At 68.6% G+C, this 26,054-nt stretch carries 22 protein-coding genes; 10 read left to right on the top strand and 12 right to left on the bottom strand.

Annotated elements, in window-relative coordinates; translation table 11 throughout:
• Window positions 1–66: 66 nt before the first annotated feature.
• Window positions 67–792: an NIPSNAP family protein gene (locus ACZ3HV_RS26155; RefSeq protein WP_465687595.1), complete on the top strand. Its 726-nt coding sequence runs from the start codon at window positions 67–69 to the stop codon at window positions 790–792.
• A 149-nt stretch (window positions 793–941) separates the two neighbouring features.
• The gene (locus ACZ3HV_RS26150) at window positions 942–1,883 is read left to right on the top strand and encodes a serine protein kinase RIO (RefSeq protein ID WP_465687594.1); all 942 of its coding nucleotides are present in this window, start codon (window positions 942–944) and stop codon (window positions 1,881–1,883) included.
• On the opposite strand, the gene ACZ3HV_RS26145 is transcribed toward ACZ3HV_RS26150, so the two are convergent.
• On the bottom strand, window positions 1,867–3,045 hold the full coding sequence (locus ACZ3HV_RS26145) for a tannase/feruloyl esterase family alpha/beta hydrolase (RefSeq protein ID WP_465687593.1): 1,179 nt from the start codon (window positions 3,043–3,045) through the stop codon (window positions 1,867–1,869). The two genes, ACZ3HV_RS26150 and ACZ3HV_RS26145, sit on opposite strands and share 17 nt — an antisense overlap.
• Window positions 3,046–3,120: 75 nt before the next feature.
• Window positions 3,121–4,776 carry an FAD-binding dehydrogenase gene (locus tag ACZ3HV_RS26140; protein ID WP_465687592.1) on the bottom strand — a complete coding sequence of 552 codons (1,656 nt, stop codon included), beginning with the start codon at window positions 4,774–4,776 and terminating at the stop codon, window positions 3,121–3,123.
• Between the two features lie 28 nt (window positions 4,777–4,804).
• On the opposite strand from ACZ3HV_RS26140, the gene ACZ3HV_RS26135 reads away from it, so the two are divergent.
• Both ACZ3HV_RS26135 and ACZ3HV_RS26130 read left to right on the top strand, forming a co-directional pair.
• Complete coding sequence (locus ACZ3HV_RS26135) at window positions 4,805–6,715, top strand: DUF5107 domain-containing protein (protein ID WP_465687591.1); 1,911 nt, start codon at window positions 4,805–4,807, stop codon at window positions 6,713–6,715.
• 192 nt (window positions 6,716–6,907) lie between these two features.
• Window positions 6,908–7,324 carry a DUF3592 domain-containing protein gene (locus ACZ3HV_RS26130; protein WP_465687590.1) on the top strand — a complete coding sequence of 139 codons (417 nt, stop codon included), beginning with the start codon at window positions 6,908–6,910 and terminating at the stop codon, window positions 7,322–7,324.
• Between the two features lie 122 nt (window positions 7,325–7,446).
• Here the strand turns inward: ACZ3HV_RS26130 and ACZ3HV_RS26125 are convergent, their stop codons facing one another.
• On the bottom strand, window positions 7,447–8,064 hold the full coding sequence (locus ACZ3HV_RS26125; protein ID WP_465687589.1) for a TetR/AcrR family transcriptional regulator: 618 nt from the start codon (window positions 8,062–8,064) through the stop codon (window positions 7,447–7,449).
• Window positions 8,065–8,157: 93 nt separating this feature from the next.
• Between ACZ3HV_RS26125 and ACZ3HV_RS26120 the strand changes: the two genes are divergently transcribed.
• Both ACZ3HV_RS26120 and ACZ3HV_RS26115 read left to right on the top strand, forming a co-directional pair.
• Window positions 8,158–9,309 carry a phosphatidylinositol-specific phospholipase C1-like protein gene (locus tag ACZ3HV_RS26120; protein ID WP_465687588.1) on the top strand — a complete coding sequence of 384 codons (1,152 nt, stop codon included), beginning with the start codon at window positions 8,158–8,160 and terminating at the stop codon, window positions 9,307–9,309.
• A 7-nt stretch (window positions 9,310–9,316) separates the two neighbouring features.
• On the top strand, window positions 9,317–9,760 hold the full coding sequence (locus ACZ3HV_RS26115; RefSeq protein ID WP_465687587.1) for an OsmC family protein: 444 nt from the start codon (window positions 9,317–9,319) through the stop codon (window positions 9,758–9,760).
• Between the two features lie 215 nt (window positions 9,761–9,975).
• Here the strand turns inward: ACZ3HV_RS26115 and ACZ3HV_RS26110 are convergent, their stop codons facing one another.
• Both ACZ3HV_RS26110 and ACZ3HV_RS26105 read right to left on the bottom strand, forming a co-directional pair.
• Window positions 9,976–10,098, bottom strand: coding sequence for a hypothetical protein (locus ACZ3HV_RS26110; RefSeq protein WP_360366445.1), 123 nt, complete (start codon window positions 10,096–10,098; stop codon window positions 9,976–9,978).
• Window positions 10,099–10,159: 61 nt separating this feature from the next.
• On the bottom strand, window positions 10,160–11,323 hold the full coding sequence (locus ACZ3HV_RS26105) for an FUSC family protein (protein WP_465687586.1): 1,164 nt from the start codon (window positions 11,321–11,323) through the stop codon (window positions 10,160–10,162).
• A gap of 57 nt (window positions 11,324–11,380) precedes the next feature.
• Here ACZ3HV_RS26105 and ACZ3HV_RS26100 point away from each other — a divergent pair, with 57 nt between their 5' ends.
• Window positions 11,381–11,884: a DUF5709 domain-containing protein gene (locus ACZ3HV_RS26100; protein WP_465687585.1), complete on the top strand. Its 504-nt coding sequence runs from the start codon at window positions 11,381–11,383 to the stop codon at window positions 11,882–11,884.
• 59 nt (window positions 11,885–11,943) lie between these two features.
• Here ACZ3HV_RS26100 and ACZ3HV_RS26095 read toward each other — a convergent pair whose 3' ends face one another.
• Together ACZ3HV_RS26095 and ACZ3HV_RS26090 are read right to left on the bottom strand one after the other, a co-directional pair.
• Window positions 11,944–13,269 (bottom strand): cytochrome P450, encoded by a 1,326-nt coding sequence (locus ACZ3HV_RS26095; RefSeq protein ID WP_465687584.1) that lies wholly within the window; start codon window positions 13,267–13,269, stop codon window positions 11,944–11,946.
• 250 nt (window positions 13,270–13,519) lie between these two features.
• Window positions 13,520–16,540, bottom strand: a complete 3,021-nt coding sequence (locus ACZ3HV_RS26090) for an alpha-mannosidase (RefSeq protein ID WP_465687583.1) — start codon at window positions 16,538–16,540, stop codon at window positions 13,520–13,522.
• Window positions 16,541–16,731: 191 nt separating this feature from the next.
• Here ACZ3HV_RS26090 and ACZ3HV_RS26085 point away from each other — a divergent pair, with 191 nt between their 5' ends.
• Entirely contained in the window at window positions 16,732–17,769 is a 1,038-nt protein-coding gene (locus tag ACZ3HV_RS26085) for a TAXI family TRAP transporter solute-binding subunit (RefSeq protein ID WP_465687582.1), read from the top strand.
• 153 nt (window positions 17,770–17,922) lie between these two features.
• On the opposite strand, the gene ACZ3HV_RS26080 is transcribed toward ACZ3HV_RS26085, so the two are convergent.
• The gene (locus ACZ3HV_RS26080; protein ID WP_465687581.1) at window positions 17,923–19,263 is read right to left on the bottom strand and encodes a sensor histidine kinase; all 1,341 of its coding nucleotides are present in this window, start codon (window positions 19,261–19,263) and stop codon (window positions 17,923–17,925) included.
• A gap of 36 nt (window positions 19,264–19,299) precedes the next feature.
• On the bottom strand, window positions 19,300–19,965 hold the full coding sequence (locus tag ACZ3HV_RS26075; protein ID WP_012918592.1) for a response regulator transcription factor: 666 nt from the start codon (window positions 19,963–19,965) through the stop codon (window positions 19,300–19,302).
• A 315-nt stretch (window positions 19,966–20,280) separates the two neighbouring features.
• On the opposite strand from ACZ3HV_RS26075, the gene ACZ3HV_RS26070 reads away from it, so the two are divergent.
• Window positions 20,281–22,110 (top strand): TRAP transporter permease, encoded by a 1,830-nt coding sequence (locus ACZ3HV_RS26070; protein WP_465687580.1) that lies wholly within the window; start codon window positions 20,281–20,283, stop codon window positions 22,108–22,110.
• Window positions 22,107–23,084: a TAXI family TRAP transporter solute-binding subunit gene (locus ACZ3HV_RS26065; RefSeq protein ID WP_465687579.1), complete on the top strand. Its 978-nt coding sequence runs from the start codon at window positions 22,107–22,109 to the stop codon at window positions 23,082–23,084. The genes ACZ3HV_RS26070 and ACZ3HV_RS26065 overlap by 4 nt, the downstream gene beginning before the upstream one ends.
• A 175-nt stretch (window positions 23,085–23,259) precedes the next feature.
• On the opposite strand, the gene ACZ3HV_RS26060 is transcribed toward ACZ3HV_RS26065, so the two are convergent.
• The 3 genes from ACZ3HV_RS26060 to ACZ3HV_RS26050 form a co-directional block, all read right to left on the bottom strand.
• Window positions 23,260–23,907 (bottom strand): hypothetical protein, encoded by a 648-nt coding sequence (locus ACZ3HV_RS26060; protein ID WP_465687578.1) that lies wholly within the window; start codon window positions 23,905–23,907, stop codon window positions 23,260–23,262.
• 133 nt (window positions 23,908–24,040) lie between these two features.
• A complete protein-coding gene (gene mgrA, locus ACZ3HV_RS26055; protein WP_465687577.1) occupies window positions 24,041–25,075 on the bottom strand; it encodes an L-glyceraldehyde 3-phosphate reductase in 1,035 nt (344 codons plus the stop codon).
• Window positions 25,076–25,170: 95 nt separating this feature from the next.
• The gene (locus ACZ3HV_RS26050; protein WP_465687576.1) at window positions 25,171–26,028 is read right to left on the bottom strand and encodes an aminoglycoside phosphotransferase family protein; all 858 of its coding nucleotides are present in this window, start codon (window positions 26,026–26,028) and stop codon (window positions 25,171–25,173) included.
• Between the last annotated feature and the right edge of the window lie 26 nt (window positions 26,029–26,054).

The raw sequence follows: 26,054 nt of genomic DNA, 5'->3' as shown, positions 1-26,054 counted from the left end.
CGGCGGTGCGAGAGTTGCTCTGAACACTGACAGCTTCTGTCAGGGATAGCTGCTTCACTACGATCCATGGACGAGTGCTGCGCGGTAGTCGACCTGCGCCAATACACGCTGCATCCCGGGCAGCGCGACACCCTGATCGATGTCTTCGACGAACACTTCGTCGAAGGACAGGAAGCGGCCGGCATGCACATCGTCGGCCAGTTCCGCGATCTCGACGACCCGGACCGCTTCGTCTGGCTCCGCGGCTTCGCCGACCTGCCGGCCAGGGCCGCCGCGCTGAACGCGTTCTACTACGGCCCGATCTGGCGCGAGCATGCCGCGACCGCCAACAAGACGATGATCGACTCCGACAACGCACTCTTGCTCAAGCCCTTGAACCTCGGCGCCGGCTATCCCGGCTTGGACTCACCCCGCCCAGCGCGAGGTACGACGGAAGTCCCGGACTCGATCGTGGCCGGAGCCGTGTACCACCGCGGCTCGCCCGATGACGGGTTCGTCGAATTCTTCACCGATCACGTCGTCCCGGCGTTGGCCGGCGCCGGGGCCGAGCCGGTCGCGGTCTTCGAGACTTTGGTTGCCGAGAACAACTTTCCGGCGTTGCCGCTGCGGGACGAGGTCGTGCTGGTGTGGTTCGCTCGCTTCGCCGACGACGCGGCGTACGACGACCATCGCCGGCGGCTCGCGGCCTCGGCGGTGTGGCAGCGGCAGGTGCTGCCCGAACTCGTCTGCCGGACGGTCGCGCCGGCCCAGGAGTTGCGCCTCCGGCCGACCGGGCGTTCTCAGCTGCGATAAATACGTTGCGCGCTCCGAGAGGGGCGTGCATGCTGGTTCGACCGAGTAGCGGCGAGCGCTGCCTGGACCTAAGGAGGGCTGACGGATGGCCATCACTGTGCTGCGGCATGTCCGCGTCAGTCTCACCTCACTGTTCAGGAGCACTCCAGATGTCTTCAGACGTCTTCCGCAGTACCGAGCACGACTTCACTGATCAGAACCTCTCAGACCTCGACTCCCGCTGGGCGGACTTCACCAGCGACGAGTCCCAACCAGATCCGGCCGATGCCTTCGTCTTCCGCTTCACCGAAGTCGACGAGCACCTGGGACCGGATCAGCGGTGGTCCACCTGGCTGGACGTCGAGCGCGGTTCTCGCGGCCCGGAACCACGACCCGATTGGGTTGTGACGGAACAGGCTGCGATCGACACCGAGCTCGGCGTCCTCAAAACCGGCAAGGAAGCCGACGTCTTCCTGGTCGAGCGGGCCGTCGAAGCCATCGGTGACAACCCGGCGCGTTCCTCGCTGCTCGCCGCGAAGCGGTACCGCACCGAGGAACACCGGTCCTTCCATCGCAGTACGTCGTACGTCGAAGGGCGCCGTACCCGCAACAGCCGCGACACCCGGGCGATGGCGAAGAAGACCTCACACGGTCGCAGCGTCGCCGCCGGGCAGTGGGCCGGCGCCGAGTGGGGTGCGTTGTGCGCCCTGTGGAAGGCCGGCGTCCCGGTGCCGTACCCGGTCCAGGTGGACGGTACCGAGTTGCTGATGGAGTTCATCGACGACGGTGAGGGCGGCGCCGCGCCACGGCTCGCCCAGGTCCGCCCGTCGAAGGAGTTGCTCGGTCAGTACTTCGAGCAGGTGCGGCACGGGATGCGCGAGTTGGCCAGGGCGGGGTTGGCCCATGGCGACCTGTCGCCGTACAACGTCCTCGCCCAGGGGGATCGGATCGTGATGATCGACCTGCCGCAGGTGGTCGACATCGTCGGCAATCCGAAGGGCATGGACTTCCTCCTGCGGGACTGCCACAACATGGCGACCTGGTTCACCAACCGCGGGCTCGAGATCGACGAACAGGAACTGTTCGCCGACCTGCTCACGATGGTGTTCTGATCGCTTCCCGCAACAAGGGAACCAGCGGAGTCAGCCGGTCGGGGTAGGTGTCGACGAGACCGTCGACGTGGTTGCCTGCCTCGACCCGCTGGTACGTGTGCAGCCCGGTGCTCCGAGCCATTTCGGCGTACACGTCGGAGTCCTGGGTGATCGGGAGCAGGCTGTCGTAGGTCCCGTGAATCGTGACGAGCGGCTTGCCGATCTTCCCGGTCAACGCGATCCGCTTGACCGCCTTGTGTGCTTCGGGCCGGTGCGCGTAGTCGTAGTCGGCCTCGGTGCCGGTGTACGTCGGGTCGAGCTCGGCGGCGTAGATCCGTTGGGTCAGCTTCCAATAGATCGCGTAGTGGTAGTCCCAGAGGAAGTCCGACCGCGGATCGAACCCGGCGCCGGTGATCAGCTCGGGAGAATGTTGCTCGTAGCCCCTGATCGCCGGCGGGAGGAACGTGAACAGATTGGGTCCGTTCACGGTCCACAGCGTCCCTTCGAGGTCGACGCCCCGGGTGTAGAGCTCGGGGTGGTTCTCGAGCTGCCAACGGACCAGATAGCCGCCGTTCGAGATCCCCGCGGCAACCACGTCGCGGGCCGGGCGGCCGTAGTACTGCGCGATCGTGGCCCGCGCGGCCCGGGCCAGCTGCGTCGTACGGACGTTCCACTCGACGATCGCGTCGCCGGGACGCAGCCCGTCGGTGTAGAACTCCGCGCCTGTGTTGCCCTTGTCGGTGCCGGCGTACGCATAACCCAGGGAGAGCACGTAGTCCGAGATCGCCTTGTCGTTCGCGTACTGCGCTCGCACACCAGGCGACCCGGAGACGACCAGTCCGCCGTTCCACCGCCGCGGCAGCCGGATCACGAACTGGGAGTCGTGGTTCCAGCCGTGGTTGGTGTTCAGGTGCGAGTTGTCCGGGAAGTAGCCGTCGATCTGGATCCCCGGCACTCCGGACGGCGACGGCAGACCCGCCTGGGTGAGCCCCGCGTAGTCGGCGGGGTTGGTATGACCGGAGGCTACGGTCCCGGCCGTGGTCAGATCGTCCAGGTGCGCGAGTTCTTGGTACTCGGCACCCGGCACGCGGATCAGTCGATGAGCGTCGGCCGGCACGGTCACACCCGTGAGCAGCAGGACGGCGGAGAACAGCGTGGAAGACAGGGCGAGGAGGCGGCGCATGGCGTCACGCTAGGAGTCGCCTCCTTCGCCAGACAGAGGGTCGGACCACACAACCCGCTGCGTTCGGATGGTGTCTTAGGACACCGCCTTCGCGGCCGCGCGGCCCGCCGTACGTCCGGTGAAGAGGCAGCCGCCGACGAAGGTGCCTTCCAGGGAACGGTAGCCGTGGATGCCGCCGCCGCCGAAGCCGGCGACCTCGCCGGCCGCGTAGACCCCGGGCAGCGGCGTACCGTCGGCGCGCAGCACGCGGGAGTCCAGGTCGGTCTGCAGACCGCCGAGGGACTTGCGGGTGAGGATGTTCAGCCGTACGGCGATCAGCGGGCCGGCCTTGGGATCGAGGATGCGGTGTGGTGACGCGACCCGGATCAGCTTGTCGCCGCGGTAGTTCCGGGCGCCGCGCAGCGCAGTGATCTGCAGGTCCTTGGTGAACGTGTTGGTCAGCTCGCGGTCGCGGGCGACGATCTGGCGCTCCAGGTCGTCCAGGTCGATCAGCTTGTCGCCGGTCAGGTCGTTCATCGCGCGGACCAGGTCGGGCAGGTTGCCGCGGACGATGAAGTCGGCGCCCTTGTCCATGAACGCCTGCACCGGCGCTGTCGCCCCGCCCCGCGCGCGGCCGAGCACACCCTTGATGTCCTTGCCGGTCAGGTCCGGGTTCTGCTCCGAGCCCGAGAGGGCGAATTCCTTCTCGATGATCTTCTGGGTGAGCACGAACCAGGTGTAGTCGTACCCGGTCCGCATGATGTGCTCGAGCGTGCCGAGGGTGTCGAACCCGGGGAACAGCGGCACGGGCAGTCGCTTGCCGGTGGCATCGAACCAGAGCGAGGACGGGCCGGGGAGGATCCGGATGCCGTGCATCGGCCAGATCGGGTCCCAGTTCTGGATGCCCTCGGTGTAGTGCCACATCCGGTCGCGGTTCACGTACCGGCCGCCGGCCTGCTCGGTGATCGCGAGCATCCGGCCGTCCACGTGCGCCGGGACGCCGGAGATCATCCGCTTCGGCGGCTCACCCATCCGCTTCGGCCACTGCGCGCGTACGAGGTCGTGGTTGCCGCCGATGCCGCCGGACGTGACGATCACGGCCTGTGCGGTCAGGCTGAAGTCACCGACCTCGACGCGTGAACTCGACACCCCGCGGGCGACGGTGCTCGGCTCCAGCACCTTGCCCGCCACGCCGTCGACCACTCCGCCGGTGAGGGTCAGCTCGTCGACGCGATGCCGGAAGCGGAATTCGACCAAGCCCTTCGCGACCGCCTCGCGAACGCGCCGCTCGAACGGCGCCACCAGACCTGGCCCGGTGCCCCACGTGATGTGGAAGCGCGGGACCGAGTTGCCGTGACCGTCGGCGTTGTACCCACCGCGCTCGGCCCAGCCGACCACGGGGAAGAACCGCACGCCCTGGCCATGCAGCCACGGACGCTTCTCACCGGCGGCGAAGTCGACGTACGCCTCGGCCCATTGCCGGGCCCACTTGTCCTCGTCGTCCAGCCGGTCGAACCCGGCCGAGCCGAGCCAGTCCTGCATCGCGAGGTCGCGTGAGTCCTTGATCCCCATCCGGCGCTGCTCGGGGGAGTTGACGAACATCAGTCCACCGAACGACCAGAACGCCTGGCCGCCCAGTGACGCCTCGGGTTCCTGGTCGAGCAGCAGTACCTTCCGGCCGGCGTCGGCCAGCTCGGCGGTCGCGGCCAGCCCGGCCAGCCCCGCCCCGACCACGATCACATCGGCGTCCATGGTGTCCATATATAGCGCAATTGAAAGGATGGCGGTTGTGACGATTCTTTCCGCGCATCAGTTCGTCCTGCCCGCCGCCTCCCTCGGACCGGAGAATCCGCTCGCTCCGCTGCACAGCCACCAAGAGCTCAAGTCCGTCGAGAACCTCGCCGACCTCCCTGAGGACCTGCGCGACAACATCCAGTACGGGCGTCTGCACAGCACACTGCCGTGCCTCAACCAGGACGGCTACGACCGCTCGCTGGTCGACACCGCCTTCCCCGCGCTCGTCCTGGAGAACGATCACCTGCGTGCGACCGTAGTGCCCAGCCTGGGCGGACGGCTCTACTCGCTCGTCCACAAGAGCAGCGGACAGGAACTCCTCTACCGCAATCCCGTCTTCCAGCCGGCGAACCTTGCTCTGCGCAACGCCTGGTTCGCCGGCGGCGTCGAGTGGAACGTCGGCAGCACCGGCCACTGGACCGGCACCTGCGCTCCCATGCACGCCGCCCGTGTCGAAGGCCCGGACGGTACGCCGGTGCTCCGGCTCTGGGAGCTCGAACGGACCCGGAACCTCGTCACCCAGCTCGACTTCTGGCTGCCGGACTCCTCGGAGTTCCTGTACGTCGGGGTGCGGCTGCAGAACCTGTCCGACACCGAGGTCCCGGCGTACTGGTGGTCGAACATCGCGGTCGAGCAGTCGCCGGAGACGCGGGTGCTGGTGCCGGCGGACCAGGCCTGGCGGTTCGGGTACGCCGGTGCGGACCGCCCGGACGCGACCGGCCGATGGCTCGACCTGATCGGCGTACCCGACTTCGACGGCATCGACCTGACCTACCCGATGCGGCATCCGCGGGCGGTCGACTTCTTCTTCGAACCGAAGGCCGACGAGCGGCCGTGGATCGCGTCGGTGGATGCGTCCGGTCACGGGTTGGCGCAGGCGTCGACCGAGCGGTTGCGCGGGCGGAAGCTCTTCGTCTGGGGTGAGGGCGACGGCGGTCGGCGCTGGCAGGACTGGCTGGCGCCGGGCCTCGAGGGCGGTGGGTACGCCGAGATCCAGGCCGGGTTGGCGCGGACCCAGCTGGAGCACTTGAAGTTGCCCGCAGCAACCTCCTGGCATTGGCTGGAAGCCTACGGCCGGATGTCGGTGGATCCCGCTCTTGCGCACTCGGAAGACTGGCAAACGGCCCGTCATGCAGGGGCTTCGGCACTCCGTCCGCTGCTCGATGACCTGGCAGCGCGGGAGCAGGAGTGGCTCGCGGTCGTCGATGCCGCACCGGTCGAGCAGTTGGCGGTCGGGTCCGGGTGGGGTGCGTTGGAGCTGGCACGGACCGGGTGGACGATCTCACCCGGTACGCCGTTCGCCGACGACACGATGACCTCGCGGGAACGCGCATGGTTGCCACTGCTGGACGGGCGGTTGCCCGCGGTTGACGGCGTACCCGATGGGACGTTGGTGGCGTGGCGGGAGTTGCTGGAGAGAGCCGAGGACAACTGGCTGGTCTGGTATCACCGGGGTGTCGCGCGGCACTATGCCGGCGAGGTGGAGAGCGCGGCCGACGCGTGGCGGCGGTCCGGCGACAATCCGTGGGCGCTGCGCAACCTCGGGCTGGTGACCGGCGACCTGTCGTACTACGAACGCGCGGTCGAACTCCGGCCCGACCTCGTGCCGCTGGTCGCGGAGGGTGTCACCGCTGCCCTCGACACGGACGTCGCGCGAGCCGAGCGCATGCTCGACCACGCTCCGGACGACCCGCGGATCCGGCTGCTGCGCGTCCGCCACGCACTGCAGACCGGCAACCCCCAGACCGCCCACGAGCTACTCGCCGAAGGCATCCAGCTCGCGACTGTCCGCGAGGGTGCGAATCCGCTCACGGACTACTGGCGTGCCGCCGAGGAGGCCCTCGGAACCAACCGTCCGGTGCCCTCGCAGTACCAGTTCGGCATGGGCGGAAACTGACCGCGCCCCCTCCCACCACGCTCCGTCTGCCCCGACCACAGCCGCCACTGTCTGCTCTGTCAAAGATCTTTGTACTGACCTGGAACCGACTGGTCGCCGGCGGCGTCTCACCGGTGTGCGGCAAGGGCCGCGCAAGGCAGTTCGACTACGACGACCGCGCTGCTCGCGGGCGGCGCGTCGGGGGTGAGTGCCATGTTGACGATCGTTGTGCTCGGTGGGTTCGGCCTGGTGCTGCTGGTCACGGCATGCATCGCTGCAGACGTGATCGGCGGCCTGCGCCGGAACGAAACCCCGTCGGGTACGGAGGAGAAGACCGCGGGGCAGGTGATCCGGGTCCGTGGCCCGGTCCGCGGTCAGCTGGACGGCGGGATCCCGGCCGAATACACCGAGGTCACCGTCGAGTACTGCACCCGCCGGGGTGAGGGACCGTTCGAGGTGTCCCGGAAGTTCCCGACCGGGAGCCGGATGACCTACGCCAAGGGTGACCGGGTCATCGTCAGCTACGACGTACGGACGCCCCGCCGGGCCCGCATCGCCGGCCGGGTCAGCCACTGGCCCCAGCTGGGGCCACGGTCCGGACAGTCCGCGGATCCAGTTCCACAGCCATGAAGAGCTGACCGCGACAGCGGTCGGCAACCGGAGTGATCCGCAATCCCTCGCCTTCGAGGCGGGGGCCTTTCAGTTTTGGATTCCTTCCCCGCCCCACCACCCCGGTCTTTCCGCACCTGCCGTCAGGACGGCAGGTGCGGGGCCAGCAGGTTGTACAGCACCGGACGTCCCTGCGACAGAACGAACTCCGCTTCTGCGGCCGGCAGCCGATCGGCCAGATGCGCCAGGGATTCACCCATCGCGATGCTCAGCGTGACCGCCAGGCGAAACTCTCGGGTGTCGTCCGCGCCGAAGCGAACCGCCAGCAGCTCCGCGAACTCACCGGCATGCTGGTCGTCGTACTCACCAGGCTGGGTTTCCAGGTCCGGGTCACCCAGCCCGCTCAGCACCACCGCGCGGAAGCCCGGATCGGTGCGATGCATCTCCCGGAACGTGTCGAGCGTGACGTCGACAGCACCACGCCAGCTGGTCACCGTCGCCAGCCGTTCGCGGACCGCCTCGGTGTAGCGCGCCTGGTTCCGGCGTTCGATCGCCTGGATCAGGCTTCGCTTGTCCGGGAAGTACCGGTACACGCTGCCGACCGCGATCTCGGCCCGCTTGGCGATCCCGCTCGTCGACGCGGCGTCGTACCCGCGCTCGACCACCTCGGCGCAGGCCGCGTCCAGGATCCGCTCGACCTGCCGGCTCGCGCGGTCCTGGGTGGGCGTCCGGCGGAGCGGATAGGCCCCCGATGTCACCATGTCGCTCATTGTCCATCCTGTAGGGGGACAACGTTGGCACCTTACTGTGACAGATTGCCGTCAATCGTTGTCCACAGGAGGGGAACTCTTCGCATGCGCATCAGCAGAACGATGGTCGCCGGCCTGGCCTCCGCCGCGATCGCCGCCTCCGGTCTCGCCGGTACCGCGCTCAGCGGCCGGCACGACCCACAGGGCGCGGGAGCGGGCCTGCGACTTAACCAGCTCCAGGTGGTCGGATCACACAACTCCTACCACCGCGAGCTGAGCCCGAACGAGCAGAAGGTCCAGCAGCAGCAGAACCCCGGCTCGGTCGACCTCTGGTACTCGCACGCCCCGATCACCCAGCAGCTGGAGGACCAGAACGTCCGGTCCCTCGAGCTCGACCTGTTCCCGGACCCGCAGGGCGGGCTGTACACGTACCCGTTGATCCGGAAGCTGACCGGCCAAGGACCGCTGACCGACCCGGCGATGGCCCAGCCCGGGATCAAGGTCATGCACGTCCCCGACTTCGACTACAACACCAACTGCGACACCTTCGTGCTGTGCCTGCAGCAGGTGAAGACCTGGTCCGACGCGCACCCCAACCACGTGCCGATCGCGATCAACCTCGAGCTGAAGCAGTCCGACCCGAACGTGGTCGCCGCCGGTGGTGTGAAGGCGCCACCATGGAACGCGGTGAACCTGGACTCTGTCGACACCGAGATCCGCTCGGTGTTCACCGAGAAGGAGCTCCTCACGCCGGACGACGTACGCAAGCCGGGCCTGACGCTCGAGCAGTCGGTGCTGACCAAGGGCTGGCCGAAGCTGAGCAGCGCCCACGGCCAGGTGATGTTCTACTTCGACAACGGCGGTCCTGGTGAGATCCGCGACCTCTACACCGCCGGCAAGCCGAACCTGGAAGGCCGGGCGGTCTTCACGCGCGGTCCGGAGGGCGCGGCCGACGCCGCTGTCACCGAGGTGAACGACCCGCGTGGTGCGAATCAGGCCGAGATCCAGCGCCTGGTGAAGAAGGGCTACCTGGTCCGGACCAGGTCGGACGAGCCGATGGCGACGATCCGGGACAAGGACTACAGCCGGCTCGGGATCGCGCTGGCCAGTGGTGCGCAGTGGGTGACCACCGACTTCCCGGTCGCCGGGATGGCCGCCCGCTACGACAGTGACTTCGTCGCCAAGCTGCCCGGGCACACTCCCGTACGATCGAATCCCGTCACCGCAACCGCGAGGACGGCTGTCTCGGAAGGATGAGCTGAGCATGTCGGAGCACGTGGTCGATGTCAGTTGGAGCCGTGGTGAGCACGAGTTCGGCTACGACACGTACAACCGCGACCACGAGTGGCGCTTCGACGGCGGGATCACCGTGCCCGGGTCGGCGAACCCGAAGTACCTCGGCAACCCGGGCCCGGTCGATCCGGAGGAGGCGTTCGTGGCGGCGCTGTCGTCCTGCCATATGCTCACGTTCCTGGCGATCGCGGCCCGCAAGCGACTGGTCGTCGACGCGTACGACGACCACGCGGTCGGGGTGATGGCGCCGAACGAGGCGGGTCGGCTCGCGATCACGCAGGTGACGCTGAACCCGAAGATCGTCTGGGGCGGTCCGGAGCCGGACGCCGAGGTGCTGGAGCGGATGCACCACCTGGCCCACCAGGAGTGCTTCATCGCCAACTCGGTCACCACCGAGATCACCGTGGCCAGCTAGACAAACCACCCGCCGGTCCGGCCTGAGCCTCGCGCAAGCGGCGTCAGGACAGCCGGCGGGTGGTTTGCGGTGCACCTCTGTGGTGATGCACCAGACGGATCCGGCGGCGCCTCGCACTGGGCGCCTCTGCGTTGGTGCGACCTCCGTGCGGTCTAGCTCGGTGGGCAAGACCGTCCGGGTGCGCCGCCTGGATCCGTTCGTCCGGTTCGCGCCACTTACTGCTCGGCGGCGGCGTCGCTCCGGTCGTCTGTGGTCACGGTCGTGTCGATCGCCAGCAGATCCTCGAGCCGGCGAACCTGCTCGGTGGCCATCGAGGTCATCAGTCGGTGGATCGTCATGCCAGTGAGACGCACGCGGTCCCGGGGTATGACGGGAATCCGGAACATCTTTTGATGTGACCTACTTCTCATCCAGCCCGTCGGGGCGGAGCGGGACCAGGTCGCGGGCTTCGTCGTACGTCGTCCCGGTCAGCTCGAGCAGGTCGACCACGGTGGAGCGAATCTGGCCGAGGACCACGATCGCCGACAGGCCGGCGGGCAGCGGCATCTTCGCCGTACGGCGGCCGAGTTCGCCCAGCACGCGGTGGGCGGCGACATCGGCGGCCGGTTCGAACAGCGACTCGCCGATCAGCCGGGTGCCGTCGGCGAGGCGGTCGAGCAGCAGCGGGTACTCGTCGGGCATCGCCTCGTCACGCCAGACGGACACCGCGCAGCGTCGTACCAGGACGCGGATGTTCCGGATCGCGCGGTCCAGCGGTACGACGAGGTCGGCGATCTCCTGGACCCGGCCGCGGTGCCGGCGCCGGAACGGCGACAGCCGGACGACCGCGACCCCCTCGTTGGCGGCGCTCCGCAGGTCGTCCAGCAATGACTCGCTGGCGCGGGCCCGGCGCAGCGCGTCGGTGACTGCCACCTCGTCCCAGGCCCGGAGGCCGTCGGCGGTCTCGACCAGAATCTCGGCCAGCTCGGTCAGGACCCCGTTGGCCTGTTGCCGGGGACGGCGGATCGCCGTGACCGGGGCGATCGTGGCGGCGGCCAGCGCGACCAGGCCGCCCAGGACCGCGTCCAGCCAGCGGCTGAAGCCGGCGCCCGGGTTCGGCAGCAGGGTGGTGACGATCGCGGCCTGGACGCCTGCCTGCGTGGACATCAGCGTGCCGGCGCCGAGGAGGACGGCGATGCTCATCGCGAGCGCGATCACGAAGATGATCTGCGCGACCCCGGTGCCGAAGACGCGGACGAACAGGTCGCCGACGCCGACCCCGACGGCGACGCCGACCATCACCTCGACGACCCGGCTCAGCCGCTGGCCGAAGCTGAAGCCGAGGCACACCATCGCCGCGACCGGCGCGAAGAACGGTGTCTTGTGGCCGACGACGTACCGGGCCAAGGCCCACGCCACCCCGGCCGCGATGGCGCATTGGGCGATGAAGAAGACCCGGCTCTGCCAGCGTTCCACCCGGCGACGGATCGAGGCGCGCGAACGGCGGGCTGCCTGCGGCGCGATGTCGTCGCGCAGCTCCCGCAGTTGGTCCAACGTCAACCTGACCGGATCCACGCGCCCCATTCTGCGGTACGAGCACTGCGGCTTGCTTCGCCCGCTCCCGGGCGTCAGGGTTGGGGCATGACGGAGAACAACCGCGAGGACTACGGCAGCTACAGCGTCGACGACGAGGACCAGCTGCAGGCCGAGGACACCCTGAACGACCGTGGGGTGGAGGACCTGCTCGACGAGGGGTACTCGCCGCCGGAGAAGTGGTCCGCGGGCGAAGGATTCGGTACGACGGCCGAGGAGGCGCTGGAGGGCGAGACGCTGGACCAGCGGATCGCCCAGGAGGAGCCGGACGTCGACCCGTACGCCGAGGACGGCGAGGACGTCGGCGGTCCCGAGATCGGGGTCGAGCGCTCCGGCCGCCTGGTCGCACCCGACGAGGGCGCCCACAGCGACGACGACCAGGAACTGGTCGCCGAAGACGTCGGCTTCGACGGGGCCGCGGCGTCCGCCGAGGAAGCCGCCGTCCATGTCGTCGACGACGAGGAGAACTTCGAACTCGAGGACGACGACGAGGAAGACCTCGAGTCCTACGAGAACGTCGACCTGGGCGACGTCGGCGACCCCGAAGACTAGGAAGTGGGGAGGATCCCGGCCCGTATCGGGCGCAGGATCCTCCCCGCACTACTTGAGAATCAACGGCGGGTGACGACCACTTCGGAGCCTCGGCGGGGGACCAGGGTGACGTTCTTGGCTTGAGCCGGCTCGGGCTTGGGGTTCGGGGCGGTGAAGTTGTAGGCGGCGAGCGCGGCACGGAGGATCTCCGTGCCTTCCATCAGTGAGAAGCCGGCCCCGATGCACCGCCGCGCCCCGCCGCCGAACGGCATCCACGTGCCGGGCGCAGGCGGATCGTCCGAGAGGAACCGCTGCGGGCGGAACTCCTTCGGCTGCGGGAAGTGCTCGGCGTCCCGGTGGACCAGTCCGATCGCGGCCATGATCGTCGTACCCCGTGGCAGCCGGTAGCCGGCGATGTCCGTGGTCTCGGTGACTCGCCGGCCGACCTGGTACACGACCGGGTGCAGTCGCATGGCCTCCTTGAGGATCGCCTCCAGCTCGTCGTCGGCACCGGCATCCGAAGCCCGCTGACCGAAAGCCAGATCCTCCGGACTTCGGGCCAGCTCATGGAACGTCCAGGCCAGTGCGGTCGCGGTTGTCTCGTGCCCGGCCAGTAGCAGCGTGACCAGCTGGTCCCGCAGCTCCTCGTCCGTCCAGTTGCCGGCAGCAAGCAACCGCGAGAGTACGTCGGTGCGTCCGGCAAGATCCCCGCGGCGCTTGGCGATCTCGTCGTACAGGATCTCGTCGACCTGCTGCTGGGTTTCCAGGTACGTGCGCCACGGCCGGATCCGGAGCAGCGCCGGGTAGAACCCGCCGAGCATGATCACCGGCGACACCGAGACGATCTTGTCCATCAGCGGCCGTAGCAGGGCCAGCCGGTCGGAGTCCGTCACGCCGAAGATGACCTGAAGGATGATCTCGAGGGTCAGGTTCCGCATCCGCTGGTGCACTTTGAACGGCGTGCCGGTCGTCCAGGTCTCGACTTCCGTGCGGGCGAGTTCGTGCACCATCTCGGCGTACCCACGCAGGGCCTGGCCGGAGAAGGCCGGCATCAGCTGCCGGCGCATCCGGACGTGGTCCTCGTCATCGAGGAGCAGCAGGGAGTGCGAGCCCATGATCGGCTCGAGCACGGTGTTGCCCTCGCCCGCGTGCATCACCGACGGCGGGCTGCCGAACACCTCGCGGATGTGGTCCGGCCGGCTCAGTACGACGCACACGCGGCTGGACGGAACCAGTCGGATCGTGAACACATCGCCGTACTTCTCCCGCATCCGTGGGAAGAACGTCCGGCGGTGACTGGCGAACAGGACGGTCTGGGCCAGCGTGGGCAAGCGGGGACCTGGCGGGAGCGTGCGCGCCGTCTGCCGGTCGAGCGTCCGGGCACCGAGCAAGGGTGTCGAGGCCATACCTTCACGCTACGTCAGACGTGTGAACACCGGGCGTCGTCCGCGACAAGCGCCGCCACCCGCCAGCCAGCCAGAAGCCGGGGACAAGAACCGGGGGCCGGGGACAAGAACCGGGGGCTGCGGACAGGAAGCGGGGGCCGGGGGCGTGGACAGGAAGTGGGGGTGGGGACAGGAACCGGGGGCCTGGGACAGGTTATTGCCTGTCTCAGGCCCCCGGTGGGGGTTCACGCCCCCGGCTTGTGGCCGGTGGTCAGGAGCGCTTGAAGCGGAGGGTGAGGATCTGGAACGGGCGGAGCTCGAAGGAGACGCCGCCTTCCGTCAGCTCGCGGTCCGCCAGGTGGCGCTCGAGCAGGTCGACCTCGGTCACCGACGCCGCGCCGAACGACGGCGTGACGGTCGCGCGGGAGCGGCCGCCGGAGGACTCGTACAGCCGGACGACGACGTCGCCGGACTGGTCGTCGGCCAGCTTCAGCGCCTCGACGATCACGTTGTCGTTGTCAACGGCAACGAGCGGCTCGGCACCCTCGGCTCCGGTCACGACCCGCTCGGGCAGGTTGATCCGGTAGCCCTCCTCGATCGCGTCCGGGATCCCGGCGCCGACCACCAGCGCGTGGTTCACGGTGTGCACGCCCTGGTCGGTCTGCGGGTCGGGGAACCGCGGCGCCCGGATCAGCGAGGTCCGGATCGTGGTCGTGGTCCCGCCGTCCTCACGGGCGGTCCGGTTGATGTCGTGGCCGTACGTCGAGTCGTTCACGACGGCAACGCCGTACCCGGCCTCGCCCACGTGCACCCAGCGGTGCGCCGCGATCTCGAACTTCGCCGCGTCCCACGAGGTGTTCTGGTGGGTCGGCCGGAAGATGTGCCCGAACTGGGTCTCCGACGCTGACCGGTCGGCGTGCACGTCGACCGGGTACGCCGCCTTGAGGAACTTCTCCGCCTCGTGCCAGTCGATCGTGGTCTCGATGTCGACCCGCTTCGCGCCCGGACGCAGCCGCAGCGTCTGGGTCACCGACGACCGGCCGAACGACCGCGTCACGACCACGGTCGCGACACCCTCGACGGTGCTGAAGTCGACGCTGTCGACCTCGGTGACGTCCCGGACGTTGTTCTTGTAGAACGAGTCGACGTCCCACGCGTCCCAGTTGTTCGGGGTGTCCACGTGCAGCTGCAGAAGGTTGCCTGCGGCACCTGGTGCGATCACCTCACGCTGGGCCTCGACGTCGTACAGCGACGTGATCAGACCGCGCTCGTCGATGGTGACCCGGATCAGCCCGTTGTCCAGTACGCCGTTCTCGACCGACACGGACTGGCCTTCGCCGGCCGCGATACCGGCGCCGAGTCCGGCGACACCGTTGCGCCCGTGCGGTGCGGCGTTGAACACGATCTGCGCGTCACCGGAGCCGGCCAGCGCCTGCTGCGCCGTCGCGATGATCGCCTCCAACTCGGAAGCCAACCGAGCGTACGTCTCCTCGGCCTCGCGGTGCACCCACGAGATCGACGAGCCGGGCAGGATGTCGTGGAACTGGTTCAGCAGCACGGCCTTCCAGATCCGGTCCAGGTCCTCGTAGGGGTAGGCGTCCAGCTTGCCCGCGACCACGGCCGCGGCCGACCACAGCTCGGCCTCGCGGAGCAGGTGCTCGCTGCGCCGGTTGCCCTGCTTGGTCTTGGCCTGCGAGGTGTAGGTCGCCCGGTGGATCTCCAGGTAGAGCTCACCGGACCAGACCGGCGCGTGGCCGGCGTACTCGTCCTCGGCGGCGCTGAAGAACTCGGTCGGGGACTCGATCGTCACCCGCGGCGAGGACTCCAGGTTCGCCACCCGGCGAGCGGTCGCGACGAACTCACGGGTGGGGCCGCCACCGCCGTCGCCGTACCCGAACGGGACGAGCGAGCGGGTCGCTGCGCCGTTCTCGGCGAAGTTGCGCTGGGCGTGCGCGAGCTCACGACCCGACAGGTCGGAGTTGTAGGTGTCGATCGGCGGGAAGTGGGTGAACACCCGGGTGCCGTCGAGGCCCTCCCACCAGAAGGTGTGGTGCGGGAAGCGGTTCTCCTTGTTCCAGGAGATCTTCTGGGTCAGGAACCACTTCGACCCGGACAGCTTCACCAGCTGCGGCAGCGCCGCGGTGTAGCCGAACGAGTCCGGCAGCCAGACCTCCTGGGTGTCGATCCCGTACTCGTCCAGGAAGAACTTCTTGCCGTGCACGAACTGCCGGGCCAGCGCCTCGCCACCGGGCAGGTTGGTGTCGGACTCGACCCACATGCCGCCCACCGGAACGATGGTGCCGTCGGCAACGGCCTTCTTCAGCCGCTCCCAGACCGCCGGGTAGTTGTCCTTCACCCAGGCGTGCTGCTGGGCCTGCGAGAACGCGAAGACGAGCTCCGGGTACTCCTCGGCCAGAGTGGCGACGTTGGAGACCGTCCGGGCCACCTTGCGCCGGGTCTCGCGCAGCGGCCAGAGCCAGGCCGAGTCGATGTGCGCGTGCCCGACCGCGGACAGCTGGTGCGCGCTGGCGTGCGCCGGCCGGCTCAGTACGTCGGTCAGCTGTGCGCGGGCGTCCGCGGCGGTGCCGGCCACGTTCTCGTAGTCCAGTGCGTCCAGCGCGCGACTCAGCGCCCGCAGGATCTCCCGGCGGCGCGGCTCCTGCAGGGACAGCTGCTCCTGCAGGCCGTTGAGGGCCTCCAGGTCGAGGATCAGGTCCCAGACCTCGGCGTTGAACACGGCCACGTCGGCGCGGGTCAGCCGGTAGATCGGCGTGCCGCCCGGCTCGGGCTTGCTGCCGACGTCGGTCGGCGCGAACGCGTTCGACCCGAGCACCTCGGGGTTCGCGGCCGCCTCGACGTAGAACTCGATCCGGTCGCCGGCGTGGGCCGGCGTACCGTCGGGGCCGAGGATCGACAGCGGGGCATAGGTCTGGCGCGGGTGCAGACCCTTCAGCGGTACGCCGGAGGTCGTGTGGACCAGGCCCTCCGCGGAGAACCCGGGGCCGCCGCTGAAGCCGAGGTCGATGACCGCCTCGATCTCGCTGCCGCTCCACTCGGCCGGCACCTGGCCGCTGAACTTGAACCACGCGGTACCCCAGGCTGCTCCCCAGGGCAGACCGATCGCGGCCGGCTCGTAGGTCTGGGCGAGCGCCTCGGCGGGGGACACGGGCTCACCAGGGGCGTGCCACACCTCGATGTCCAGCGGAACCGCCGCGCCGTAGATCGCGGGGCGGATCCGTTCCCGCAGGGCGCGCTGAAGCCGCTCCTCGATGAGTTGACGGTCGTCGTGCACGAAATCATCCTCCGGGGAAGGGGTCCTCACGCGGCCCACGCAGGCCGCACGGATGACAACGCTGTCACACCTACCCCTGACACGTCCAGACATAGTTTCATCGCGGTCGTCGCCGTACCTGCGGGTAGCGGTTCGGTTGCGGCCGGGGACGCGGCTACCCCGGAGGCCCCGTTGTTGTCTAGGTTGTCTGCATGGATCGCCCCCGCCTGCTGACCCCTGCCCGGCCGACTGGGATGACCCGACGCAGTGTGCTCGGCCTAGGTGCCGCCGCTGCCTCGGCTCTGATGGTGCCCGGCTGCTCCCGCGGCCGGGCCGACGAGCCGGCTCCGGCCGGACCGGCCACGTTCGCGACCGGTAACGCCGGTGGTGTCTACGCGGTCTTCGGCAGTGCGCTGAGCGGACTGGTCAGCGAGGTCACCGGCATGGAGCTCAAGCCGGTGCTCACCAACGGTTCGATCGACAACCTGATGAAGGTGGCCAGCGGCAAGGCCGACCTCGGCTTCGCTACGTCGGACACCGCGCTGGCGGCGTACGAGGGGAGTGGGCAGTTCGACACCGGCCGGCTGAAGTTCTCCGCGCTGGCCCGGGTGTACGACAACTATGTCCACGTCGTCGTACCGATGGCCTCGAATGCGTCGAAACTCGAGGACCTGAACCAGAAGGACCCGAAGAAGCCGCCCCTGGTCGTCAGCGTCGGCCCGACCACCTCCGGCACCAGGGTCGTCGCGGATCTCATCCTGGACGCGGCGGGCGTCACGGTGACGAAGAAGTACCTGACGCTGGAAGACGCGGTCAAGCAGTTGGCGGACAAGGCCAACGGCAAGAACCCGAAGGGGATCGACGCGCTGATCTGGAGTGGTGGTGTACCGACCGACCCGATCAAGGAACTGCAGAAGAGCATCGGGTTCCGGCTGCTCGACATCGGCCCGGTGGCCGAGACGATCGCGCTCAAGCGGTTCGGCGGCTATGTGGTGTCGTCGATCCCGCCCTCGCAGTACGGGCTGGCCACTTCGGTGGCGACGCTGGCGATCCCGAACTACCTGGTGACCAAGCCGACCCTGTCCGACTCGTGGGCCTGGTGGACGGTCAACACGTTGTTCCGCCGGCAGAACGACCTCGTCAAGAACCACCCCGAGGCCGGCGCCCTGGACCCGCGCTCAGCGATCGCGACGATGCCGATCCCGCTGCACGCCGCCGCCGAACGCTGGTACCGCAACAACCACATCTGAGCCGTACACATTGCCGCGCCTCCGGCGCGGGGGTCGTGGGGCCTCGACTCCCGGCCTTCCCTCGTCGCTTCAGTCGCTTCGCTCCCTACGCTCCTCAGTCCAGGCCGGGAGGCCCCACGACGGCGCGCCGGACTTTTGCCTGGAGCCGCACGCTCAGGCGTCGTAGTCGTCGATCAGGGGGACGCGGACCTCGATCACCAGGCCGCCGCCGATCGGCGGGCGGGCGACCACGCGGCCGCCGACCCGGGCCGCCTCGGAGCGGACGATCGCCAGCCCCAGGCCGGTGCCCGGCATCTCCCGGTGGTGTGCGCTGCGCCAGAACCGCTCGCCGACCTTCTTCAGGTCGCGCGATCCGAGCCCGAGCCCGTGGTCGCGGACCGACATGACGACCTCGGTGCCGTCCCGGGTCACCGAGACCTCGACCGGCGGAGCGCCGTACTTGGACGCGTTGTCGAGCAGTACGTCGAGGATGTCGTCCACCTCGAGCTCGGGCGCGACCCCGCCCGGCACCATCTCGCCGGTGATCAGTTCCAGGTCGTCGGCGGCGTACACGGCCTTCCAGCCGACCAGCCGCTCCTTCACCGCCTGCGCGAGGTCCAGCGGCTCTTCGTTGCCCTCGACATCGGCTCCCGGGCGGTCCGAGCCGGCCAGCCGGGACAGCCGCTGGACGATCCGGCCGAGCCGGTCGATGTCGCTGAGCGCGAACCGTGCGGTCGGCGACAGCCGGGACAGACCCTCGATGTGGATCCGGGCCGAGGTCAGTGGCGTCCGCAGCTGGTGCGACGCGTCCGCGACGAACTCCCGCTCACGCTGGCGGGCCTGGTGCAGGCTGAGCGCCATCGAGTTGAAGCTGTCACCGAGCCGGCGCAGCTCCGGGGCACGCCCGTCGGTCGACACCCGGGTGTCGAGTGCGCCGCGGGTGATCTGGTGGGTCGCGTTGTCCAGGTCCTTCAGCGGCCGCAGCACCCAGCGGGTGATCGGCCGGACGATACCGATGATGATCGCGCCGATGCTGATCAGCAGGCCGCCGAGCAGCAGCAGCAGACCGCTCTGCACCGTGTCGCGGGACTTCTCGGTCGGCACCCGCAGTACGGCGGCACCGAGCACGCTGCCGTTGTTGACGACCGGGCGGGACACGATCATCTCGCCGGAACGCCACGGCCACAGGGCCGGCGGCTCGGCCGGCAACCGACCGGCCAGTGTGCTGTGCAGTGCGGCCTCGATGTCCGGTTCCTTCACGTTCACACCGGACACGGAGGTCGCGACCACCCGGGAGTCGACGTCGACCACGAAGACCGGGGTGTTGTAGAGCTCCTGGTACCGAACGGTCAGCTCACGAAGGTTGGCGATGTCGCCGGTCTGCAGCGGAGACTCCGCCATCGCGGCGAACCAGTCCGCGTCGTTGCTGCGGGACAGGAAGAGGGTGCGCGACGCACTCGTGGCGATGTAGTTGGCCAGCGGTACGACGGCCACGATGGCGAGCGCGATCACCATCGGAACGAGGGACTGCAGCAGGCGACGGCGCAAGGGTCAGTCCGAACCCAGGCGGTAGCCGACACCGCGGATCGTCTGCACCAGCTCCGGTCGGCCGAGTTTGGCGCGCAGGCTGGCCACGTGCACGTCCATGGTGCGCGAGGAGGCCTCGAACACGGACTGCCAGGCATACAGCGCGACCTGTTCGCGGGGGACCACCCGGCCGTGATGAGCGGCCAGCACAGCTAGCACGTCGAACTCCTTGCGGGTGAGGCTGATGGGCTTGTCCGCGACCTGCACGGTCCGGGCCTCGATGTCCACGGTCAGGTCGCCGACAGTCACCCGGGGGCGGGGCTGCAAGAGGCCGGTACGACGAAGTACAGCATCGATGCGGGCCAGTAGCTCGGAAATCGCGAACGGTTTCACCACATAGTCGTCCGCACCGCTGCGCAACCCGCGCACCCGGTCGGCCGCCTCGCCCCGCGCGGTCACCGCGATCACCGGGACGTCGGAGACCGTCCTGATCTGCCGGCACACGTTGATACCGTCCCCGTCCGGCAGACCGAGGTCCAGCAGGACCAGGTCGCCGGGGTCCGCCGCGAGGGCGTCCGCGGCAGTCCGGACATGCGTGACCATCAAGCCGTAGCGCCGCAACGCGGGTATCAGGGCATTCGCGATATCGAGATCGTCTTCGACCAACAGAATCCTGACCGCGCCACTCATGCGGTGATCGTAGGCCAGGAGGCGCTCATATGTGTCAGATCTTGGTAAAGACGTAATCACGTGACTCCACCCAGTGTTCGGCAACATTAGCCTTCCGGACACAGGAGGGAACCGATCGATGACTGTCGGTATCGGCACGGGGCCGGCTTGACCGCGCCCTCCGACGAAGAGCTCGCCGAGTACGAACAAGAACGACCGGCTCGGCGGCTTCGGCCTGTCCTGGACCTGGGGATCTCGGTCTGGTGCGCAATCATCAGCATCGGCGTGCTCGCGCAGGTGTTCTTCCCATTACCACAGGGCACGCAGTTTTACTTGGTGATCTTTCTCGCAGCGGTTCTGCCGATCACGCTGCTGTGTTACCGCGGTTGGAGGGTTCCGGCGTTCCTGAATCCGTTGCGTCGGAGGGCTGGTGACGACCCCGGGACCACCGACTGGATCCTGGCCGTCGTCGCGTTCGCGGTCTGTATCTACCCGCTCTTTGACTTCGACGCCTATCTCGAACGGCGGCAGGCGCCGACCACGTTGGACCTGGTGGCGGGTGCTCTGCTGCTGATCCTGTTGCTCGAGGCATGCCGTCGTACCACTGGCTGGGTGCTGCCGGTGTTCAGCCTGCTGTTTATCGCGTACGCGTACTACGGCGGCTATCTGCCCTACACATGGTCGCTGGCGCACCAGGGCTTCAACTTCGACGCGATCATCGCCCAGTTCACCATGGGTACGGCGGGGTTCTACGGGACGCCGTTGAGTGTCGCGGCCGGCTACATCGTGCTGTTCACGATCTACGGCGCGGTGCTCGACTACTCCGGCGCCGGCAAGTTCTTCATCGACCTGTCGTTCGCCGCCTTCAAGCGCAGCCGTACGGCGCCCGGCCGCACGGTGACCCTGGCCGGCTTCCTGCTCGGCAGCGTGTCGGGTTCGGGTACGGCGACCGCCGTCTCGCTCGGCACGGTCTCGTGGCCGATCCTGCGCCGGGCCGGCTACCCGGCCGAACCGGCAGGCGGAATGCTCGCCGCGTCCGGCATCGGCGCGATCCTGTCACCACCCACGCTCGGCGCGGCCGCGTTCATCATCGCGGAGTTCCTGCAGGTCTCCTACCTGACGGTCCTCGGGTACGCCGTGATCCCGACGATCCTGTATTACCTGGGCATCCTGCTCGCGATCGAGATCGACGCCCGCCGGCACGGGACCACGTCGGCCGAGACCTTTGATCAGTCCGCGTGGCGGTTGCTGCTGCGGTTCGGGTACCACTTCCTCTCGCTGTTCGTGATCATCGGCTTCATGGCGGTCGACGTACCGCCGTTCAAGGCCGTGGTCTACGCGGTGATCATCCAGTTCGCGCTGTCGTTCCTGGACCGCGAGCACCGGCTCACCGCCGAGCGGCTGTTCAAAGCGCTTGCCCAGGGCACCCGTTCGGTGCTGCCGGTGGCCGCGACCTGTGCGACCGCCGGCGTGATCGTCGCAGTCACCACGCAGACCGGTCTCGGGCTGAACCTCGCCGAGATCATCGTCGGGGCGGCCCGCGGACTGACCGACAACCACACCGTCGTCCTGATCCTGACCGTGGTGCTGTCGGGGTTCGCCGTCCTGATTCTCGGACTCGCGGTGCCGGTGACCGCGTCCTTCATCATCGCCGCGGTGATCATCGCGCCGGCGCTGGTGCAGCTCGGGGTGACGCAGCCCGAGGCGTACATGTTCATCTTCTACTACGCCGTACTCTCCGAGGTCTCGCCGCCGACCGCGCTGGCCGCGGTGGCGACGGCCGCGATCACCGGCGGCAAGGTGATGCCGACGATGTGGCAGGCGTGGAAGTACACGCTGCCGGCGTTCCTGGTGCCGTTCGCGTTCGTGCTCACCGACAACGGCGCACACCTGCTCGGTCAGGGATCGTTCGTCGGCATGGTGTGGACGCTGCTGGTGTCGATGCTGGCCGTCGCCGCGCTGGCCGTGGTGACCGGTGGCTGGATCTTCGTGGCGGCCAGTTGGATCGAGCGTGCGGTCTGCGTGCCGGCCTCGCTGCTGCTGCTCTACCTCGCGCCCGTAACCATCACGGCCGGAATCTGTTTGCTACTTGTTGCCGTCGCCATCAACCTGGTCCGGCGGCAACGCCAGGCCGCCGCCCCGAAGGAAGGACCCGTCACTTCATGAGACTCCGTCGCCTCCCCACCGCCGCGGTGGCGCTCGCCGCCGTGGTCTCGCTCGTCGCCTGTGGTGGCCAGCGCGAACCCGCTGGAACCGGTACGGCGGAAGGTGGCCGGCTGACCATTGCCACCGGCAACACCACCGGCGTGTACTACCAGCTCGGCGGTGCGTTGGCCTCGGTGATCTCGCAGAAGGTCTCCGGCTACCGGGCGACCGCAAGCGAGACGGGTGCCTCGGTGCAGAACGTGCAGGGTCTGGTGGCGGGGAACTACGACATCGCCTTCTCCCTCGGTGACACCGCGGCCGACGCGGTCAAGGGCGTGAACAGTTTCAAGGTGCCGCAGGACGTGGTCGCGCTGACCCGGCTGTACAACAACTACACGCAGGTCGCCGTCCGTACGTCGGCCGGGATCAACTCGATCGCCGACCTGAAGGGCAAGCGGGTCTCCACCGGCTCGCCGAACTCCGGCACCGAGGTGATCGCCCGCCGGCTGCTCGAGGCGGCCGGTCTGGACCCGATGCGCGACGTCACTGCCCAGCGGCTCGGGCTGCCGGAGTCGGTGGACGCGATGAAGTCCGGCTCGATCGACGCGCTGGTCTGGTCCGGCGGACTGCCGACCGGTGGCATCACCGACCTGACCACCAGCCTGGGCAAGAACGTGAAGCTCTTGCCGATCGTGGATCTGCTGCCGAAAATGCAGGAGAAGTACGGCACGATCTACACCCAGGCGCCGATCCCGGCAGCGACGTACAAGCAGCCGGCCGACGTGGCGACGATCATCGTGCCGAACGTGCTGCTGGTCCGCAAGAACATGAAGGACGAGCTGGCCGAGCAGTTGACCAAGGTCATCTACGACAACAAGGACGCACTCGTCGCGGTCAACGCGGCGGCCAAGGGCATCACCGTGGAGAACGCCGGCAAGACGGATCCGGTGCCGTTGCACCCCGGCGCGAAGAAGGCGATCGACGGACTGAAGTGACACACTGACCGTCCTCCCCCGCACACCAGGCGCAGCGGGGGAGGACGCACAGGGACCCACCTCCGCACACCAGGCGCAGCGGGGGCGGGACCCAGCCGGCCCCACAACCAGGCGCAGTGAGTGCCGGCAGACCGGGCCGGCCCATCGGAGGCATCCGAAGGGCCGGCCCGGTCACCTACTTCTGGTCGTCCTCCATCGGGGTGCCGTAGAGGTAGTGCGAGAGTGCGGAGTCGCGCTTCGGGTGGGCGTGGTACCTGGTCGGTACGACGCGGCCCTCGGCGCTGTCCCACGCGTTGTCGGCCATCCGCCACATGCGGTGCACCATCCGGCCGGCCATCCCGGTGTGCGGCGAGACTGGATGTGCGCGGGTCGGCGCGATCTCCTCCGCCTCGAGCAGCTGTTCGGTCAGCGTGTTCACGTCCGAGCCGTCGAGTTGCTCGGAGATCCGCCGGCTGTACTCCGTCTCCATCGTCTCGTGCCGCATCAGGAGCCGGTCGATCTGCTGCCAGAGCTCGTCGTGATGCAGGTGCAGGAACCGGCTGTCGCCGTACTGGCGTCCCTTCAGGAACCGCAACGAGCGTTCCAGTTCCTTCGCGTTGTCGACGTACTTGGTGACCAGGTCGTCGCCGTCGGGCAGGCGTCGTACGTGCGGGAGGAGGACATCCTCGGCGGCGGCCAGGTGCTGGGCCGCGATCGCGTAGAACCAGTCGGTCTGGTGCCTGCGCTCAGGATGTGCGGCGGCCGGGTGGTGAGCCGGCTCGGCCAGCTCCCGGATCCGGGCATGTTCGTACGTCAGGGCCATTTCGAGCGTCGAAGCGGTCATGACAACCACCTCCTGGAGGGTCTCCTTCCAGCCTGTGCCCATCGCCGGAGGACTGCAACCACCCGACCCCGCTCCGTGACCCAAACACAACAACTGCCCCGCAGCCAGGGCTGCGGGGCAGTTGTGTTCGAGGTCAGCTGTCCGAGCTCTTCTTCCAGAGGTTGATACCGGCCTCGACGGCGTCGGCGTCGATGGCTTCGAGCTCGTCGGCGGAGAACTTCAGGTTGCGGACGGCGGCCAGGTTGTCCTCGAGCTGGGCGACGCTGGAGGCGCCGATCAGGGCGCTGGTGACCCGGTCGTCGCGCAGGGTCCAGGCGAGCGCGAGCTGGGCGACGGACTGGCCGCGCTCCTTGGCGATCTCATTCAGCGCGCGGACGTGCTTCAGCGTGTCCTCGGTCAGCGAGTCCGGGTTCAGCGACTTGCCCTGCGCCGCGCGGGAGTCCGCGGGCACGCCGTCCAGGTAGCGGTCCGTGAGGACACCCTGCGCGAGCGGCGAGAACGCGATCACGCCGACGCCCAGCTCACCGACGGCCTCCAGCAGATCCTCCTCGATCCAGCGGTTCAGCATCGAGTACGACGGCTGGTGGATCAACAGCGGCGTCCCCAGCTCCTGCAGGATCCGCGCCGCCTCCCGGGTCCGATCCGCCGAGTACGACGAGATTCCGGCGTACAGCGCCTTCCCCGAGCGCACCGCGGTGTCGAGCGCGCCCATCGTCTCCTCGAGCGGTGTGTCCGGGTCGAAGCGGTGCGAGTAGAAGATGTCGACGTATTCGACACCCATCCGGCTCAGCGACTGGTCCAGCGACGCGAGCAGGTACTTGCGCGAGCCGCCGCCCTGACCGTAGGGACCCGGCCACATGTCGTAGCCGGCCTTGGTCGAGAGGATCAGCTCGTCGCGGTACTGCTTGAAGTCGCGGGCGAAGTGCGTCCCGAAGTTCGTCTCGGCCGAGCCGTACGGCGGGCCGTAGTTGTTCGCCAGGTCGAAGTGCGTGACGCCGAGGTCGAACGCCCGCCGCAGGATGTCGCGCTGCGTGGTGAACGGCTTGTCGTCGCCGAAGTTGTGCCACAGCCCCAGCGAGATCGCGGGCAGCTGCAGCCCGCTCCGTCCCGTCCGCCGATAAGCCATCTGGTCGTCATACCGGCCCTCAGCCGCCACATAATCAGTCACGGAACCCCAGTCTGCCCCATGTCGCGACAAGTACGAAACCCCTTGTTTTCAAGCAGAAATCCGAGCACTGACTCCTAGAACCCGGCCTTCTTGATCTAGGTCAGGCCCGACCAGGCCTCGGGTGGGTCGGCGGCCAAGAACCGGAGGATGCCGAGGAGCCGGCTGGCAAGTGGAGCAGTCCAGTGCCGTTGCCCCGGCCAGGGCTCGGCTGTGAGCTTGCCGAGGCCCCATTCGAGGTGCAACCACAATGCCCCCGCGGCGAGCTGGTCCTCTCGTACGTCGCCCTGCGTGTGGCGGACGTACTCGGGGAGGATCGCCGCGACCTGGTCCAGCGGGAGCTTGGCGAAGTCGACCTCGCGCGGGGCGTAGGCGGCGTCGCCCCAGTCGATCAGGGCGGCCAGTTCACCGTCCGGGCCGGCCAGAAGGTTGTGAGCGGCAACATCTCCGTGAATCAGCACCCTCGGCTCGTCCCGGTCGAACCGGCCGGCCAGCCGGGTGAACCAGTCGCTGAGCCATTTCGCCGTACCGAGGTCGACGTACCCACGTTCCGCCAGATCGTCGACGGTTCGCCACGGATCACCCCAGCCGTCCTGCGGTAGGTCGTAGGTTCCCTCAGCCTGATGCAAGCGCGCGAGTTGCTTCGCCAAGCCTGCCGGTACGCCGGTCGGCTCGGTGCCGTGAACTCGCTCCATCACGACGTACGGCGCGTCGATCAGGGTGCGGCTCCCGTCGTACTCAACGATGGCCGGCGTCAGCACGCCCGCCGACCGCGCCACCGGAATGACCGTGGTCTCCTTCCGCAGATCCGCCTCGAATCCCGGCCGCGCCACCCGCACAAACAAGCCCTCGCCAACCACAAACCCCCGATTGGCAACCCCACCCACGACCTCCCGCACCAGCCCAGCCGCCACCCCATGCCGCCCAGCGACCACCCACCTGCCCCAACACCACATCCACCCCCTGCCCCACAGCCCCGTGC

The sequence above is a fragment of the Kribbella sp. NPDC020701 genome, assembly GCF_055562215.1.
This window is presented reverse-complemented; position numbering and strand designations above follow the sequence as displayed.

Bases quoted from the DNA above. Each gene is read 5' to 3' on its own strand.
- ACZ3HV_RS26065 (WP_465687579.1), top strand. From the start codon at position 22,107: ATGAGACTCCGTCGCCTCCCCACCGCCGCGGTGGCGCTCGCCGCCGTG.
- ACZ3HV_RS26140 (WP_465687592.1), bottom strand. From the start codon at position 4,776: ATGGACGCCGATGTGATCGTGGTCGGGGCGGGGCTGGCCGGGCTGGCC.
- ACZ3HV_RS26145 (WP_465687593.1), bottom strand. From the start codon at position 3,045: ATGCGCCGCCTCCTCGCCCTGTCTTCCACGCTGTTCTCCGCCGTCCTG.
- ACZ3HV_RS26080 (WP_465687581.1), bottom strand. From the start codon at position 19,263: ATGGTGATCGCGCTCGCCATCGTGGCCGTCGTACCGCTGGCCAACTAC.
- ACZ3HV_RS26100 (WP_465687585.1), top strand. From the start codon at position 11,381: ATGACGGAGAACAACCGCGAGGACTACGGCAGCTACAGCGTCGACGAC.
- ACZ3HV_RS26050 (WP_465687576.1), bottom strand. From the start codon at position 26,028: ATGTGGTGTTGGGGCAGGTGGGTGGTCGCTGGGCGGCATGGGGTGGCG.
- ACZ3HV_RS26105 (WP_465687586.1), bottom strand. From the start codon at position 11,323: ATGGGGCGCGTGGATCCGGTCAGGTTGACGTTGGACCAACTGCGGGAG.
- ACZ3HV_RS26135 (WP_465687591.1), top strand. From the start codon at position 4,805: ATGGCGGTTGTGACGATTCTTTCCGCGCATCAGTTCGTCCTGCCCGCC.
- ACZ3HV_RS26085 (WP_465687582.1), top strand. From the start codon at position 16,732: ATGGATCGCCCCCGCCTGCTGACCCCTGCCCGGCCGACTGGGATGACC.
- ACZ3HV_RS26155 (WP_465687595.1), top strand. From the start codon at position 67: ATGGACGAGTGCTGCGCGGTAGTCGACCTGCGCCAATACACGCTGCAT.
- ACZ3HV_RS26115 (WP_465687587.1), top strand. From the start codon at position 9,317: ATGTCGGAGCACGTGGTCGATGTCAGTTGGAGCCGTGGTGAGCACGAG.
- ACZ3HV_RS26125 (WP_465687589.1), bottom strand. From the start codon at position 8,064: ATGGTGACATCGGGGGCCTATCCGCTCCGCCGGACGCCCACCCAGGAC.
- ACZ3HV_RS26060 (WP_465687578.1), bottom strand. From the start codon at position 23,907: ATGACCGCTTCGACGCTCGAAATGGCCCTGACGTACGAACATGCCCGG.
- ACZ3HV_RS26110 (WP_360366445.1), bottom strand. From the start codon at position 10,098: ATGACGATCCACCGACTGATGACCTCGATGGCCACCGAGCAGGTTCGC.
- ACZ3HV_RS26120 (WP_465687588.1), top strand. From the start codon at position 8,158: ATGCGCATCAGCAGAACGATGGTCGCCGGCCTGGCCTCCGCCGCGATC.
- ACZ3HV_RS26150 (WP_465687594.1), top strand. From the start codon at position 942: ATGTCTTCAGACGTCTTCCGCAGTACCGAGCACGACTTCACTGATCAG.
- ACZ3HV_RS26130 (WP_465687590.1), top strand. From the start codon at position 6,908: ATGTTGACGATCGTTGTGCTCGGTGGGTTCGGCCTGGTGCTGCTGGTC.
- ACZ3HV_RS26095 (WP_465687584.1), bottom strand. From the start codon at position 13,269: ATGGCCTCGACACCCTTGCTCGGTGCCCGGACGCTCGACCGGCAGACG.
- ACZ3HV_RS26075 (WP_012918592.1), bottom strand. From the start codon at position 19,965: ATGAGTGGCGCGGTCAGGATTCTGTTGGTCGAAGACGATCTCGATATC.